12 protein-coding genes are annotated in these 16141 nt (G+C 68.7%); 7 read left to right on the plus strand and 5 right to left on the minus strand.

Annotation, left to right across the window (positions count from 1 at the left end; all coding sequences use genetic code 11):
• Positions 1 to 3: 3 nt before the first annotated feature.
• From D3218_RS02020 to D3218_RS02030, 3 genes are all read left to right on the plus strand, one after another.
• Complete coding sequence (locus D3218_RS02020) at positions 4 to 687, plus strand: P-loop NTPase family protein (RefSeq protein ID WP_119538213.1); 684 nt, start codon at positions 4 to 6, stop codon at positions 685 to 687.
• A 224-nt stretch (positions 688 to 911) separates the two neighbouring features.
• Positions 912 to 3107 carry an RNA degradosome polyphosphate kinase gene (locus D3218_RS02025; protein ID WP_119538473.1) on the plus strand — a complete coding sequence of 732 codons (2196 nt, stop codon included), beginning with the start codon at positions 912 to 914 and terminating at the stop codon, positions 3105 to 3107.
• Positions 3055 to 4614, plus strand: coding sequence for a Ppx/GppA family phosphatase (locus D3218_RS02030; protein WP_168990389.1), 1560 nt, complete (start codon positions 3055 to 3057; stop codon positions 4612 to 4614). Before D3218_RS02025 ends, D3218_RS02030 begins: the two co-directional genes overlap by 53 nt.
• A gap of 55 nt (positions 4615 to 4669) precedes the next feature.
• On the opposite strand, the gene rnd is transcribed toward D3218_RS02030, so the two are convergent.
• A complete protein-coding gene (gene rnd, locus D3218_RS02035; protein WP_119538214.1) occupies positions 4670 to 5821 on the minus strand; it encodes a ribonuclease D in 1152 nt (383 codons plus the stop codon).
• A 214-nt stretch (positions 5822 to 6035) separates the two neighbouring features.
• On the opposite strand from rnd, the gene aspS reads away from it, so the two are divergent.
• Entirely contained in the window at positions 6036 to 7826 is a 1791-nt protein-coding gene (aspS, locus tag D3218_RS02040; protein ID WP_119538215.1) for an aspartate--tRNA ligase, read from the plus strand.
• 46 nt (positions 7827 to 7872) lie between these two features.
• Here the strand turns inward: aspS and D3218_RS02045 are convergent, their stop codons facing one another.
• Together D3218_RS02045 and D3218_RS02050 are read right to left on the minus strand one after the other, a co-directional pair.
• Positions 7873 to 8388, minus strand: coding sequence for a 2'-5' RNA ligase family protein (locus tag D3218_RS02045; protein ID WP_245414882.1), 516 nt, complete (start codon positions 8386 to 8388; stop codon positions 7873 to 7875).
• A 14-nt stretch (positions 8389 to 8402) separates the two neighbouring features.
• The gene (locus D3218_RS02050; RefSeq protein WP_119538216.1) at positions 8403 to 9584 is read right to left on the minus strand and encodes a hypothetical protein; all 1182 of its coding nucleotides are present in this window, start codon (positions 9582 to 9584) and stop codon (positions 8403 to 8405) included.
• A gap of 186 nt (positions 9585 to 9770) precedes the next feature.
• Here D3218_RS02050 and parC point away from each other — a divergent pair, with 186 nt between their 5' ends.
• The 3 genes from parC (at position 9771) to D3218_RS02065 (ending at position 14727) form a co-directional block, all read left to right on the plus strand.
• On the plus strand, positions 9771 to 12020 hold the full coding sequence (parC, locus tag D3218_RS02055) for a DNA topoisomerase IV subunit A (RefSeq protein WP_119538217.1): 2250 nt from the start codon (positions 9771 to 9773) through the stop codon (positions 12018 to 12020).
• Between the two features lie 101 nt (positions 12021 to 12121).
• Positions 12122 to 13489, plus strand: coding sequence for a chloride channel protein (locus D3218_RS02060; RefSeq protein WP_119538218.1), 1368 nt, complete (start codon positions 12122 to 12124; stop codon positions 13487 to 13489).
• The gene (locus D3218_RS02065; RefSeq protein ID WP_119538219.1) at positions 13486 to 14727 is read left to right on the plus strand and encodes a DUF2254 domain-containing protein; all 1242 of its coding nucleotides are present in this window, start codon (positions 13486 to 13488) and stop codon (positions 14725 to 14727) included. Before D3218_RS02060 ends, D3218_RS02065 begins: the two co-directional genes overlap by 4 nt.
• Here D3218_RS02065 and D3218_RS02070 read toward each other — a convergent pair.
• Both D3218_RS02070 and D3218_RS02075 read right to left on the minus strand, forming a co-directional pair.
• On the minus strand, positions 14724 to 15482 hold the full coding sequence (locus D3218_RS02070) for an arginyltransferase (protein ID WP_119538220.1): 759 nt from the start codon (positions 15480 to 15482) through the stop codon (positions 14724 to 14726). The genes D3218_RS02065 and D3218_RS02070 overlap by 4 nt on opposite strands.
• 122 nt (positions 15483 to 15604) lie before the next feature.
• Positions 15605 to 16072, minus strand: coding sequence for an RDD family protein (locus D3218_RS02075; protein WP_119538221.1), 468 nt, complete (start codon positions 16070 to 16072; stop codon positions 15605 to 15607).
• Between the last annotated feature and the right edge of the window lie 69 nt (positions 16073 to 16141).

Raw genomic sequence — 16141 nt, forward strand, 5'->3', positions numbered from 1 at the left:
GCCATGCGCCGCCCCGCGCAGATCCCGCTGGACCTTCCGGCGCGCTCCTCCATGGCGCGCGACGACCTCGTCACCGGCCCCGCCAACGCCCTGGCCGCCGAGGCGGTGGACGCCTGGCCGCACTGGCCTCATCCGGTGGTCCTGATCACGGGGCCGCCTGGGTCCGGCAAGTCGCATCTGGGCGCCGCCTGGAGCGAGATGTCGGGCGCGGTGCGCTGGCCGCGCGAAGGGCGCGAGCCGCCCGTCGGAGGAGCCCCCTTCGCCGTCCTGGTGGAGGATGTCGATCGCGGCGCCTACGACGAGAACGGGCTCTTCGCGCTGCTCAATGTGGCGCGTCTGGGCGGCGGCACGGTGCTCCTCACCTCGCGCGAGGCGCGCGGCGCGGTCGCGGTCTCGCTCCCGGACCTGCGCTCGCGGCTGCGGGCGGCCACGACGGTCGAACTCCGCGCGCCGGACGAGATGCTCCTGTCGGGAGTGATCCTCAAGCTCGCGGCCGACCGGCAGATCGCGGTGGACCCGAAGGTCGTCGCCTACGCGCTGTCGCGCATGGAGCGTTCCTTCGAGGCCGCGGCGGAGTTCGTGCGCCGCGTCGACCGCGCCGCGCTGGCCGGAAAGGAGCGGATCGGTCGCGCGCTGGTGCAGCGGATTCTGGAGGACATGGCGGTGGAATCGAATCGATCGTCATGAAACAGTCGCGCGACGCGGATATGCGACCGTGACCCGTGCATTCCGAAGTGACAGAGCGATCCATGAGCGAGACCAGCGCCACCGACCAGCCCAAGCCCAGCCGTCCCGCTGCGCGCCGCAGGGTCGCCGCGCGGGACTCGGCTCGTCCGAACGGCGATGCGCTGGAGGCCTCGGTCGAGATCGCGGAGGTCGCGACCGAGGAGCCCGAGCCGGATCAGCCGCTGATGGAGGCGATCGGCATCCTGCCCGCCCCCGTGCCGCCGGTGCAGGTCTCGACAGCCCAGGAGCTGCCTGCCGACCGCTACGTCAACCGCGAGGTCTCCTGGCTCCAGTTCAATCGCCGGGTGCTCGAGGAGTCGCAGAACCTCAATCACCCGCTGCTCGAGCGCGTCCGCTTCCTGTCGATCTCGGCCGGAAACCTCGACGAGTTCTTCATGGTGCGCGTCGCCGGCCTGGCGGGCCAGGTGCGCGCCAGCCTGTCCGTGCGCAGCGTCGACGGCCTGCTGCCGCAGGAGCAGCTCGACCGGGTGCTGACCGAGGTCGGCCAGCTCCAGGAGGAGCAGCAGGCCTCGCTCGCCGAACTCGTGAAGGCGCTGCGCGCAGAGAATATCCTGATCGTGGGCGCGGGCGAGCTGAAGAAGGACGACCGCGTCTGGCTGGAGCGGCACTTCGACGAGGCCATCTTCCCCGTCCTGACGCCGTTGTCGGTGGATCCGGCGCACCCGTTCCCCTTCATTCCGAACCTCGGCTTCTCCATGGCGCTGGCGCTCATCCGCGAGCGCGATTCCCAGACCATGAACGCGCTGCTGCGCCTGCCGACCGCGCTCCAGCGTTTCGTCGAGATGCCGCTGACGGACATGGGCGTCGCCCGTTTCGTGCCGCTGGAAAGCGTGGTCGCACTGTTCATCTCCAAGCTGTTTCCCGGATACCGGGTGCGCGGGCAGGGCACGTTCCGCATCATCCGCGATTCCGACATCGAGGTGGAGGAGGAGGCGGAGGACCTCGTTCGGCTGTTCGAGAGCGCGCTGAAGCGCCGCCGCCGCGGCTCGGTGATCCGCATCGAGTTCGACCACGTGATGCCCGAATCCCTGCGCAACTTCGTGGCGAGCGAGCTGAACGTCTCGGAAAGCCGCGTCTCGGTGATGGACGGGATGCTGGCGCTCGACGCCGTGTCGCAGATCGTCAAGCTGCCGCGCGACGACCTGAAGTTCCCGCCCTACATCCCGCGCTTTCCCGAGCGCATCCGCGAGCACAACGGCGACTGCTTCGCGGCGATTCGCGAGAAGGACATCGTCATCCACCACCCCTACGAGTCGTTCGACGTGGTGGTGCAGTTCCTCCGGCAGGCGGCGCTGGATCCGCATGTCGTCGCGATCAAGCAGACGCTGTACCGGACCTCCAACGACTCGCCCATCGTGCGCGCGCTGATCGATGCGGCCGAGGCGGGCAAGTCGGTGACCGCGCTGGTGGAACTCAAGGCGCGCTTCGACGAGGAGGCGAACATCCGCTGGGCCCGGGACCTCGAGCGCGCGGGCGTCCAGGTCGTGTTCGGCTTCATCGAGAAGAAGACCCACTCGAAGCTGTCGCTCGTGGTGCGACGGGACGAGGGGAAGATCGTGTCGTTCTGCCACATCGGCACGGGCAACTATCATCCGATCACCGCGAAGGTCTACACGGACCTGTCCTACTTCACGGCGGACCCGGACATCGCGCACGACGTCTCGCTGATCTTCAACTACATCACCGGCTATGCCGAGCCGACGGACCTGCGCAAGATCGCCATCTCGCCGCTGACGCTGCGCAAGCGCATCCTGCAGATGATCGACGAGGAGATCGCCCACGAGAAGGCGGGGCGGCAGGGTCAGATCTGGTTCAAGATGAACTCGCTGGTCGATCCGCAGATCATCGACGCGCTCTATCGGGCCAGCCAGGCCGGCGTCGAGATCGACCTCGTGGTGCGCGGCATCTGCTGCCTGCGTCCGCGCGTGCCCGGCCTGTCGGACAACATCCGCGTGAAGTCGATCGTCGGCCGCTTCCTGGAGCATAGCCGGATATTCTGTTTCGGCGCCGGCCACGGCTTGCCTTCCGAAAAGGCGATCGTCTACATGGGTTCCGCCGACATGATGCCCCGAAATCTGGATCGGCGGGTCGAAACGCTGGTGCCCATCACGACGCCCACGGTCCACAGCCAGGTCCTGTCCCAGATCATGCTCGCCAACATCCTGGACAATCAGCAGAGTTGGTCGGTTCTTTCGGACGGAACCTCGCGGCGGATCGCACCGTCCGAGGGTGAGCAGCCGTTCAACGCCCAGCGCTATTTCATGACCAATCCAAGCCTGTCGGGACGCGGAAAGGCCTTGAAGACGAATGCTCCCAAGCTCATCGCGAGACAACGTGCGGAGCATTCCCGCTTCGACTGACGAAGCGGCGCATGGACGATTGCCCGGCCGCGTGCCGGTGGCGGTCGTGGACATCGGCTCGAACTCGGTGCGCCTCGTGGTCTACGAGGGCAACAGCCGCGCGCCCACCATGCTCTTCAACGAGAAGGTGCTGAGCGGGCTCGGCCGCGGGCTCGCCGCCAGCAAGCGCTTGGATGACAAGGCCGTGGCGAGCGCCATTGGGGCGCTGACGCGCTTCCGCGCCCTATGCGACCAGTTCCGCGTGGGCGAGATCCATCCCATTGCCACCGCCGCCGCGCGCGAGGCCATCAACGGACCGGACTTCGTGGCGGCGGCCGAGAAGGCGATCGGCTGTCCGATCACCATCCTGTCGGGCGCCGACGAGGCACGGTACGCGGCGGAAGGCGTCGTGGCGGGCTTCCATGCCCCCAACGGCATCACGGGCGACCTCGGCGGCGGCAGCCTCGAGATCGTGGACGTGGCGGACGGGCGCATCGGAAACGGCGTGACCATGCCGCTCGGGGGCCTGCGCCTGCAGGACCTGTCGAGCGGCGACCTCCTCAAGGCGAAGCAGATCGCCGACAGTCACGTGGCGGCGAGCGGCTTCGCGCCGATCGCGGCCGGTCGTCCCTTCTACGCCGTCGGCGGGACCTGGCGAAACCTGATGAAGCTCCACATGGAGCAGACCGGCTATCCGATCCACGTCATGCACGGCTATGCCGTGAAGGCGCCGGAACTGGCGGACTTCCTCACGGCCGTGGTGAAGAACGATCCCGAGAAGCTGCCCGGCATCGCCGCGATCTCGCGCAACCGCCGCTCGCTTCTGGCTTTCGGCGCCGTGGCCCTCCAGGCCGTGATCCAGACGTTGAAGCCCTCCGAGATCGTGATGTCGGCCTACGGTGTGCGCGAGGGCTACCTGCACGAGCGCCTCTCCGACGAGGAGAAGGCTAAGGATCCGTTGCTCGAGGCCGCGCACGAGCTGTCCTTCCTGCGCTCCCGCTCGCCCCGGCACAACGAAGAGCTGATCGACTGGTCGACGCGGACCTTCACGGCGCTCGGCATCGCCGAGGCCGTCAGCGAGCAGCGACTGCGCAAGGCGGCCTGCCTGCTGACCGACATCGCCTGGCGCGCCCATCCCGACTATCGCGGAACGCAGGCCTTCTCGCTGGTGCTCAACGCCGCCTTCCCGGCGATCGACCATGCGGGCCGCGCCTATCTCAGCCTCGCGAACTACTATCGCTACGAGGGCTCGTTCGATCCGGCCGATGTCGAGCGGATGAGCAACATCGTCGATCCGCGCATGCTCAATCTCGCCCGTGTCCTGGCGGCGCTGTTCCGCGTCACCTACCTGCTGACGGCCGCCATGCCGGGCGTGCTGGAGCGGCTGCGCTGGGCGCAGGATCCGCGCGGAGGTTTCACGCTGGTCGTGCCGCGCGACCTCGGCGGGCTGGTCGGCGAGCGGCCCGAGGCACGCCTCCAGGCGTTCGCGCGGGTGGTGGAGCGCACGCTTCGGCTGGAAGTGCGCTGATCCGGCAAGTCGGCGGGACGTCCGGCCGCGCGAGCCGGACGCCCCTAAGGCCCGTTCAGAGCTTCACCACCTCGACGCGACGGTTGCGGTAGACCAGGGCGGACTGCCCATCCAGGAGTTCCAGCGCGCGGTTGCCGAACAGCTCGCGCCGCCAGCCCTCCAGGGCGGGGACGTCGGCCTCGGCGCCCTTCACGGCGAGCTTCTCCAGATCGTCGCCCGAAGCGATCAGCCGGCCCGCGACGCCCCGCTCGTCCACCACGATCTTGAGCAGAACGCGCAGGAACTCCACGGCCGAGGCGGTGCCCTCCGGCTGGTTTGGCGGCCGGGGAATGGGCGGAAGGTCGCCCTTCGGGATCGCCAGCGCCCGCGCCACGGCCGCAAGGATCTCGCGCCCCGCGTTGGACCGCTCGAACCCTTTCGACACGGTGCGCAGGCGACCGAGGGCGGCCTCGTCCTTCGGCTGCTGCTGGGCGATCTCGTAGACCGCGTCGTCCTTGAGGATGCGCGAACGCGGCTGGTCGCGCTGGCGCGCCTCGCGCTCGCGCCAGGCAGCAACCTCTTTCAGCACAGCGAGTTCGATCGGCTTCCTGATACGGAGCTTCAACCGACGCCATGCGTCGTCGGGGTGGATGTCGTAGGTCGCCGGGTCGGTCAGCACGGCCATCTCGTCGGCCAGCCAGCTCTCGCGCCCCTCCGCCGCCAGCGCCGCCTTCAGGAAGCGATAGGCGTCGCGCAGATAGGTGACGTCCGCCAGCGCGTATTCGAGCTGATCGTTCGACAGGGGCCGCCGCCGCCAGTCGGTGAAGCGGGAGGTCTTGTCGATGCGCCCCTTCGAGGTGCGCGCCACGAGTTGGTCGTAGGCGATGGATTCGCCGAAGCCGCACACCATGGCCGCGACCTGCGTGTCGAACAGCGGCTCGGGGATCAGGCCGCCGAGCTTGTGCACGATTTCCACGTCCTGCCGCGCCGCGTGGAAGACCTTCACGACCTGCGTGTCGGCCATCAGCGCGAAGAAGGGCTGAAGATCGATGCCCTCGGCCAGCGGATCGACCAGCACCGCAAGATCGTCGGACGCCATTTGGATCAGGCAGAGTTCCGGCCAGAACGTCGTCTCGCGGATGAATTCCGTGTCCACCGTGACGAACTCGGCGCGGGACAGGGTGCTGCACGCCTCTTGCAGGGCGGCGGTTGTGGTGATCGGCTCCATGCGTCCATATAGGACGAGTCCGTGCCACATTGCATCGGCTGCCGCGCCGGCACGGCGCTTTCCACCGCTTTCGTCGGGTTCGGGGGCGGTGCTTCTGCCCCAAGTTTCTTGACAGAACGGCACCTCGCATGCGCTTGTCCGCGCGAATTCCGGGCCGGACGCCGTTTTTCCGTCTTCGCCCGCGACCCGCCGGATCAGCCGAAAGAAGACCGCCATGCACCGCTACCGCTCCCATACCTGCGCCGAGCTTCGTCCCGAGCACGTCGGGAACACGGTGCGCCTGTCGGGCTGGGCGCACCGCATCCGAGACCATGGCGGCCTGCTGTTCATCGACCTGCGCGACCACTACGGCCTGACGCAGATCGTGGTGGACCCCGAGTCGCCGGCCTTCAAGACGGCCGAGACGGTGCGCGGCGAGTGGGTCATCCGCATCGACGGCGAGGTGAAGGCCCGCACGCCCGAGACCGTCAACGCCAAGCTGCCGACCGGCGAGGTCGAGGTCTTCGCGCGCGAGATCGAGGTGCTGGGCCCGGCCAAGGAACTGCCGCTGCCCGTCTTCGGCGAGCCGGAGTACCCGGAGGACGTGCGCCTGCGCTACCGCTTCCTGGACCTGCGCCGCGAGACGCTCCACCGCAACATCATGCGCCGCACCCAGGTCGTCGCCTCCATGCGCCGGCGCATGAACGAGATCGGCTTCAACGAATTCCAGACGCCGATCCTCACGGCGTCGAGCCCCGAGGGCGCGCGCGACTTCCTGGTGCCCTCGCGCCTCCACAACGGCATGTTCTACGCGCTGCCGCAGGCACCGCAGCAGTACAAGCAGCTTCTGATGATGTCGGGCTTCGACCGGTATTTCCAGATCGCGCCGTGCTTCCGCGACGAGGACCCGCGCGCGGATCGGTTCTACGGCGAGTTCTACCAGCTCGACCTCGAGATGAGCTTCGTGGAGCAGGAGGACATCTTCCAGACCATGGAGCCTGTGATCCGCGGCATCTTCGAGGAGTTCGCCAACGGCAAGCCGGTCAGCCCGACCTTCCGCCGCATCCCCTATGCCGAGTCGATCCGCCGCTACGGCTCCGACAAGCCGGACCTGCGTAACCCGATCGAGATGCAGGCGGTGACCGAGCACTTCGCCGGTTCGGGCTTCAAGGTCTTCGCGGGCATGATCGCCGCCGACCCGGCGGTCGAGGTCTGGGCGATCCCGGCCAAGACCGGCGGCTCGCGCGCCTTCTGCGACCGCATGAACGCCTGGGCGCAGGGCGAAGGCCAGCCGGGCCTCGGCTACATCTTCTGGCGCGAGGAGGACGGCAAGCTCGGCGGCGCCGGGCCGCTAGCCAAGAACATCGGCGAGGAGCGCACGGAGGCCGTGCGCACGCAGCTCGGCCTCGAGGCCGGCGACGCCTGCTTCTTCGTGGCGGGCCGCCCGGAGAAGTTCTACGCCTTCGCGGGGGCTGCGCGCACGCGCGTCGGCGAGGAGTTGAACCTCGTGGACCGCGACCGCTTCGAGCTCGCCTGGATCATCGACTTCCCGTTCTACGAATGGGACGAGGACAACAAGAAGGTCGACTTCGCCCACAACCCGTTCTCGATGCCGCAGGGCGGCATGGAGGCGCTCGAGGGGCAGGAGCCGCTGGCGATCAAGGCGTTCCAGTACGACATCGTCTGCAACGGCTTCGAGATCGCGTCCGGCGGCATCCGCAACCAGTTGCCCGAGGTCATGGTCAAGGCCTTCGAGATCGCCGGCTACAGCCAGGCCGACGTCGAGGAGCGTTTCGGCGGCCTTTACCGCGCCTTCCAGTACGGCGCGCCGCCGCATGGCGGCATGGCGGCGGGCGTGGACCGCATCGTCATGCTTCTCTGCGGCGCGAAGAACCTGCGCGAGATCGCGCTGTTCCCGATGAACCAGCAGGCGCACGATCTTCTGATGGGCGCCCCGGCCGAGGCGTCCCCGGCGCAGCTCCGCGAGCTCGGCATCCGCGCGATCCCGCAGCCGCCGAAGGGGTGAGCACCCCTGGCCGATGGAACGGAGGAGGGCGCCGCGGCGCCCTTTTTCATGTCGTGCCCGTGAATGCGTATTCGCCGGCCGCTTCCCATGGACCGCCGCGATAGTGCCAGAGGAGAAGGCCCGTGCCGTACGCTTCGAAAGGCGCGAAGCCGGCCCGCAGCTCGGCGCAGAGAGCCTTCGCGTCGGCGGCCGGCGCCTTGTTCTGAATGGTGATATGCGGCGAGAAGCCGGCCGCGTCCTGCCGCTCCAGCAGCCCGGACCAGCGTTCGGCGAGTTGCACGCGCAGGCGCTTCAGCGCATCCGACTCGATCGCGTAGGCCGATCCGTAGCCGAGGAAGCGGATCGCGCCGGCTCTGAGAAGCATCGGCGCGGTCTGTGCGGCGATGCCGGCGAGGTCACGGTGGATCTGCGGCCAGCGATCGCCCGGCAACTTGTGGAACAGCGTGAGGTGCGCCGGCAGCATGTTGCGCGCCGGCGGAAAGTGCCGCCGGCGCATCGCGTCGAAATGCTCGAAGCTCTCGGCGTCGAAGCGCAGCGTCAGGATCAGCGGATCGACGTCCACGCCGCGTCGCAGGCTCAGTTGCCCGAGCGCACCGAAAGGTTGAGCACCTGCGGCAAGGTCTGGGGGGCGCCCATGGCCGCGCCGAGTATCTGCGTCGCCGGAACCGGTGCGGGCGGGGCGATCGAGATGCGCAGCGACTGCGGGTTCTCCAGGAAGTCCTTCACCGCGCCCGTCACCTGCGCCTGGAACTCTGGGTTCTGGATATAGGCGAGCGCCAGCGGCAGCGAACCGACGAGGCCGGAGACCATCTGTTCGCGCGTCTGGTTGTTCTGCTTGGCGTAGTAGTCGAGCAGCCGGTTGGTCAGCGAGGCGTCGGTGAAGGCGAGTTCGGCCGACTGGAGGTAGAGCTGCGAGATCAGGCCGATCACGGCCATGCCGCTCGCGTCGTTCTGCCCCCCGTTCGCCTGCATCTGCTGGCTGATCTGGCTAAGGGACTGGATGAAGCTCGGGGTGTAACCCGTCAGCGTATACGAGAAATCGAGCGTTCCGGCATCGTTCACCACGACCTGGAGCGGGTCGAGCGTCAGCGCGCCGGACTGCGGGTTCCACGAGGCGCTGCCCAACACGTTGCCGGTGAACTGCCGGTAGCCGAGATCCGCCATCACGGCCGAGCCCCGGCCGCCGTCCGCCGGCTGCGTATCGACGGTAAAGCTCTGGACGCCGAACGTGCCGCTGTAGCCGCCCTCGGCGCCGGCCGCCATGCGGGTCTCCACGCCCTGCAGCGAGGCGAGGCCTTGCCCGTCCCGTTCCACCGAAGCCGATGCGACGGCGATGCGATCCAGGAACAGGGGCGAGACCGAAGGCGTCGTCGCGTTCGTGCCCTCGATCTGCAGGCCCTCGACCACGATCCCCGATACGCGCGTACGCGTCGGCCCGTCCGTGCGGTCGATGTCGCCCGGCGCCACGCGCGCGACACGCCATCCGTCGGCCGTCGAGCCCGATACGTCCTCGAACCGCAGGTCGCCGAGCGACACCGCGTCCTCGCCCGGGGCGGCGCCGCGCACCGTGGCGCTCCGCAGCAGCACGTCGTCGCCCTCGCTGGTGGCGCCGGCGAAGCTCAGCGTCACCTTCTGGTCGGCCATCACCGCCTTGAGTCGGTCGGCGAAGGCCTGGGCGTCGGCTGCCAGCGAGGAGGTCGTGCCCGCCAGCACGAAGGCGAGACCCGCGAGGATGCGGCGGGACGGGAGGACGCGCATGGAAGCACCTTTCTGACGGTGACGGAACCGGGACCGAATCGTTCCGATCGAACGAACCTGTAGAGAACGCCGCTAATATGGCCAGTCTCGCGAAGGTGAAAAGGGATCGCCCCCGCCATCGAGCCGATCGGTCGCGGTTTGTTCTGGTGTTGTTCCGGTTCGCGCTTTGCGATATGGCCCGAGGCCATGGGCAAGCCTGTGGACACCCCGCCGAACGGCGGCGACATCGAACCGATCGACCTGCGCGCGGCGTTGGAGGAGCGGTACCTCGCCTATGCGCTGTCCACCATTATGGGCCGCGCACTGCCGGACGTGCGCGACGGGCTGAAGCCGGTGCACCGGCGGATCGTCCACGCGATGCGCGTGCTGCGTCTCGACCCCGGCCAGGGGTACAAGAAGTGCGCCCGCATCGTCGGCGACGTGATGGGCAAGTTCCATCCGCATGGCGACGCGTCGATCTACGACGCGCTGGTTCGCCTCGCGCAGGACTTCTCGATCCGCTACCCGCTGATCGACGGGCAGGGCAACTTCGGCAACGTGGACGGCGATAGCGCGGCGGCCATGCGCTACACCGAAGCTCGGATGACCGACGTCGCGACGCTGATCCTGCGCGGTATCGACGAGAACGCGGTCGACTTCCGCCCGACCTACAACGAGGAGGACCAGGAGCCGGTCGTCCTGCCGGGCGCCTTCCCGAACCTTCTCGCCAACGGTTCCTCCGGCATCGCGGTCGGCATGGCGACCTCGATCCCGCCGCACAACGCCGCCGAGATCTGCGACGCCGCGCTCAAGCTCATCGAGCAGCCGGACGCCGACACCGACGCGCTGCTCCGCCTCGTCCAGGGGCCGGACTTCCCGACCGGCGGCGTGGTGGTGGACGGGCGCGACGCCATCCGCGAGGCCTATGCCACGGGACGCGGCTCGTTCCGCGTCCGCGCGCGCTGGGAGCGGGAGGAGCAGGGGCGCGGCGGCTACGTGGTGGTGGTCACCGAAATCCCGTACCAGGTGCAGAAGTCGCGGCTGATCGAGAAGATCGCGGACCTCCTCACCGCCAAGCGGCTTCCGCTGCTCGCCGACATCCGCGACGAGTCGGCCGAGGACGTGCGCATCGTGCTGGAGCCGAAGGCGCGCACGGTGGACCCGGTGCTCCTGATGGAATCGCTGTTCCGCCTCACCGATCTGGAATCGCGTATCCCGTTGAACATGAACGTCCTGTCGGGCGGCAAGGTGCCCAAGGTCCTGTCGCTGCGCGAGGTGCTGGTCGAGTGGTTGGCGCATCAGCGCGAGGTGCTGGTCCGCCGCTCGCAGTTCCGGCTCGACCAGATCGAGCGGCGGCTGGAGATCCTCTCGGGCTACCTGATCGCCTTCCTCAACCTCGACGAGGTGATCCGCATCATCCGCGAGGAGGACGAGCCCAAAGCCACGCTGATGGCCACGTTCCAGCTCACCGACTTGCAGGCCGAGGCCATCCTCAACATGCGCCTGCGTAGCTTGCGCAAGCTGGAGGAGTTCGAACTCAAGCGCGAGTTCGACAGCCTGAGCGAGGAGCGGGACGAGAAGCAGGCGCTGCTCGGCTCGGAAAAGCTCCAGTGGGACAAGGTGTCCGGCGAGATCCGCGAGGTGCGCGAGACCTTCTCCAAGAAGACCAAGCTCGGCAAACGCCGAACGCTGTTCGCCGATGCGCCGGAGCACTCGTCCGACGACATCGCCGTGGCGCTGATCGAGAAGGAGCCGGTCACCATCGTCCTGTCGCGCAAGGGCTTCCTGCGCGCCATGCGCGGGCACTTGGCGGACCTTTCCGGCTTGACGTTCCGCGAGGGCGACGGGCTGAAGCTGGCCTTTCCGGCGCTCACGACGGACAAACTGGTGTTCCTTTCCACCAACGGGCGCGCCTTCACCCTCGGCGCCGACAAGCTTCCCGGCGGCCGGGGGCACGGCGATCCCATCCGCCTCGCGGTCGAGCTCGAGGACGATCAGGACATCGCGCTCGGCTTCGTGCCCGACCCGGCGGGCAAGCGGCTGCTGGTCTCCAGCGACGGCAACGGGTTCGTGGTGGCCGAGGCCGAACTCCTGTCCTCCACGCGCAAGGGCAAGCAGATCCTGAACGTCGCCGAACCCATGCGCCTCCTGCGCGCCGAGCGCATCGGCGGCGGCGATACGGTGGCCGCCGTCGGCGACAACCGCAAGATGCTGGTGTTCCCGCTGGCGCAAGTGCCCGAGATGGTTCGCGGCAAGGGTGTCCGGCTCCAGCGGTTCAAGGACGGGGGCCTGCTCGACGTGCGGGTGTTCAAGCTGGCCGAGGGTCTGACCTGGACCGATCCGGCCGGGCGCCTGTTCACCCGCTCGGAGGCCGAGCTTCTGGAATGGCGAGGCGACCGGGCGCAGGCGGGACGCCTCGTTCCGAAGGGTTTCCCGAAGAGCGGCCGGTTCGGCTGAGCGTTTCCGGCGGCCAAACGCGGACTTGCGAAGGTTATGGGTCGACAAGCGCAGGGCATCTGCGCATGAACGGATGCATGCGCCGATCCTGAGTGTGTTGCATGTCGAAGCCTGATTCCGTTCGATCGAGATCCCGCCTGCGCCGCGCGCCGATGCTGCGCCGTTCCCGCGTGGCGCTCTGGTCGCGACGCGCCTGGCGCCCGCGGCTGGTGTTCTGGGTCGGGGCGCTTTCGGTCGGCCTCACCAGCGTGATCTTCGCCAAGCTCGCCGACGGGGCGCAGGCGCTTTTCGCCTCGCTGGCCTCGTCCCCCGGCTACGGCACGGCGGCGATGCTTCTCGTGCCGCCGCTCGGTTTCGCGCTGTCGAGCTATCTCGCTCTCACCTACTTCCCGAACTCGCAGGGCAGCGGCATTCCGCAGGCCATCGCGGCCCGCCACCTGGAGACCCCGGCAGAGCGGCGTCGCCTCCTGTCGTTGCGCGTCGGGTTCGGCAAGATCGTCCTGACGCTTCTCGGCCTCCTGTCGGGCGCCTCGATCGGGCGCGAGGGGCCGACGGTGCAGGTCGGCGCGGCGATCATGATGGCGGTGGGCCGCGCCGGCGGCGCGATCCATGCGCGCGGCCTGATCCTGGCCGGATCCGCCGCCGGCATCGCCGCGGCCTTCAATACGCCGCTCGCCGGCATCGTGTTCGCGATCGAGGAGATGGGGCGCGCCTACGAGGCCCGCACCAACGGGCTGGTGATCTCGGCCGTGGTGGTCGCGGGTCTCGCCTCGCTCGCACTTACCGGCAACTACACCTATTTCGGCGAGAGCGAGGCGTCCGTCGCTTCGGCGAGCGGCTGGCTCCTGGTGGTCGTGTGCGGCGTCCTGGGCGGCGCGGCGGGCGCGCTGTTCAGCGCCGGGGCCCTGCGCCTCATGCGCCGCCTGCGCCGATGGACCAAGGGTGCGCCCCGCCGGGTCGTGGGTGCCGCCGCCCTCGGCGGTCTCGTGGTCGCGCTGACCGGGCTCGCCTCGGGCGGCACCACCTTCGGCACCGGCTACGAGCAGGCGCGGGCGGCGATCGAGGGCGCCACGCTGCCGCCGCTCTACTTCGTCGGCAAGTTCCTGGCCGGGTTGGCATCCATGGTGTCCGGCATCCCCGGCGGCATCTTCGCGCCGTCGCTCGCCGTGGGGGCGGGGCTCGGCTCCACCGTCGGCCTCGTCCTCGGGGGGGGCGCGGGACTGGCCGCCATTCTCGGAATGACCGGCTATTTCGCCGGCGTCGTGCAGGCGCCCATGACCGCCTTCGTCATCATCATCGAGATGACCGGCAACCAGGCCAACGTCGTGCCGGTGATGCTCACCGCGCTTCTCGGCTTCGGCACCGCGCGGCTCGTGTCGGGCGCGCCGCTCTACCACAGCCTGTCGCGCGACTACGTGGCCGACGCCCTGCGCCAGCGCCGGGCGGACGAAGCCAGGGGCGGCGCATGATCGGGCGCTGGGGCTGGATCCTACGACGCGCCGCGCGCCGCATCTGGTTTCGCGCCGGCCTGTTCTCGCTGCTCGGCGTCGCCACCGCACTGCTTGGGGCTTGGGCGAGCCCTTACATTCCGGTCAACGTCTCCACCACGATCGGCTCGGATGCCGTCGACAACATCCTCGGTATCCTCGCGTCCTCGATGCTGACCGTCACGACCTTCTCGCTCTCCACGATGGTGTCGGCCTATTCCGCCGCGACCAGCAACGTCACGCCCCGCGCCAACGTCCTCATCATGGAGGACTCCACGACGCAGAACGTCCTCTCCACCTTCATCGGCACGTTCCTCTTCAGTCTCGTCGGCATCGTGGCGCTGTCCACCGGCACCTATGGCGAACAGGGCCGCGCCATCCTGTTCGGCGTCACCATCCTCGTGATCGTCTTCATCCTCGTGACGTTGCTGCGCTGGATCGACCACCTGTCGCGCCTCGGTCGCGTGACCGAGACGACGCAACGCGTCGAGGAAGCTGCCCTCGCCGCCGTGCGCGAACGGCATCTTCTTCCCTACCTCGGTGCAAAGCCTCTCTGGGATCGGGAGCGCGACGTGCCGGACGAGGCGCAACGCCTCGCGCCGCCGTCGATCGGCTACGTCCAACATGTCGACGTCGGGGCCCTGTCGGATCTCGCGAGCGAAGCCGGCGCTCGCATCTTCGTCCTGCGCCTTCCCGGAGAACTGGCCGACGTGACCCAGCCGATCGTGGCGGTCCAAGGCGGCTCGATCGACGCGAAACGGATCGTCGGCTGCTTCACCATCGGGGACCGGCGATCGTTCGACCAGGATCCGCGTTTCGGCGTATGCGTCCTGACCGAAGTCGCGAGCCGTGCGCTTTCGCCGGCCACCAACGACCTCGGCACGGCCGTCGACGTGATCAACCGGCTCCTGCGTGTGCTGGCGGCATGGGCGGAGCCTGACGAAGAGCGCGAAGGGGATATCGACAACGTCTTCGTGCCGCCGCTGCGCGCCGACGACCTCTTCGACGATGCCTTTCTCGCGATCGCCAGGGACGGGGCGTCCGTCGTGGAGGTCGGCATGCGTCTTCAGAAGGCGCTGCTGACGCTATCGCGCCTCGACCATCCCGACTTCGCAGCGGCGGCTCGACGCCATTCTCGGCATGCCCTGGCGCGGGCGGAGCGGGCCCTCGCGTTCGAGGACGATGCCGACCGGCTGCGGGAGTTGGCGGCGCGCGTCTAGTCCGTCGCCTGTTCGGCGTAGCGCTCCCAACCTTTGGCCATCAGGTGCTCCTGCGGCTGGAAGCGGATCTTGTACTGCATCTTGCGCGACCCCTCGACCCAGTAGCCGAGGTAGAGATAGGGCAGCCCGAGTTCGCGCGTGCGGCGGATGTGATCGAGGATCATCCAGGTGCCGAGGCTCCGATCCGCCTCGTCCGGCCGGTAGAACGAGTAGACCATCGACATGCCGTCGGCCATCACGTCGCTCAGCGCGACGGCCTTCAGGTCCTCGTCGGAGCGACCGGTGATGCGGTAGTCCGGCCCCTTGCGCCGATACTGGATCAGCCGCGTATCGACCTGGCTGTCCTCCACCATCATGGCGTAGTCCACGGCGCTCATCTCGGCCATACCGCCGTTGGCGTGGCGCGCCTCGAGATAGCGGCGGAACAGCGCGAACTGCTCGGACGACGGCTCGGCCTGCGCCATCTCGCCGAACAGGTCGGCATTGGTCTGCATGACGCGCCGCATCGATCGCGTGGGCTGGAACTCGTCCACCAGGATGCGCACCGACACGCAGGCGCGGCACCGCTCGCAGGCCGGGCGGTAGGCGATGTTCTGGCTGCGGCGGAAGCCACCCTGCGTCAGGAGATCGAGGAGCGCGGAGGCGCGGGCGCCGACGAGATGCGTGAACACCTTCCGCTCGAACTGCCCGTCGAGGTAGGGGCAGGGCGAGGGGGCGGTCAGGAAGAACTGCGGGCTCTGCGGATGGGCGGTCATGCGGTCGGGCGCCTCGGATCGCGCGCGGACAAATGCCGCGCGCGACATTGGAGTGTGATGACCGCCGCGCGGCTTGAAAAGCTCTCAAGGGCGCGGCGATCGAAAAAAACCGACCCTTCCGGTCAGATGCGCCGCACCACCACGGTTCCGAGCAGAAGGTCCTGCAGCAACTGCTTGCGCGAGGTGAACAGCGCCAGGAGGACGATGAAGCCCGAGGTGAGGGCGCCGGCGACCCAGAACAGCACGGAATGCGCGACGCCGAGGCCGGGATCGGTAGGCGCGCCGTCGAGCCGCTCCAGGCGGATGCCAAATAGCCGCATGCCCGGCGTCGCCTGGGCGCGGCCGCCGAGCGTGAAGGCGACATAGGGCAGGGCCACCAGCGGGAAGAGCGCGCCGTACAGCATCCAGCCGAGGCCGAACGTGAGGATGCCAAGCACGCCGACAATCAGCCCGAACGGGATGCAGAGCAGGAGGACGATCGTGTAGTCCACGAGGAACGCCAGGATGCGACGCGAGCGCACGCCCTCGTGGGCGCGCGGCTGATCCAGCCAGGTCCGGGGTGCGGCGCTTTCAACCGTCGCATCGCTCATGGTCACGTCACTCCAAAGGGGGCCGCATGTCCGGCACGCTCAGGAGATGGGGCCGGAGCGCGGCCCCTG

It is taken from the genome of Aureimonas flava (assembly GCF_003583935.1).
Classification (GTDB): Bacteria; Pseudomonadota; Alphaproteobacteria; order Rhizobiales; family Rhizobiaceae; genus Aureimonas; species Aureimonas flava.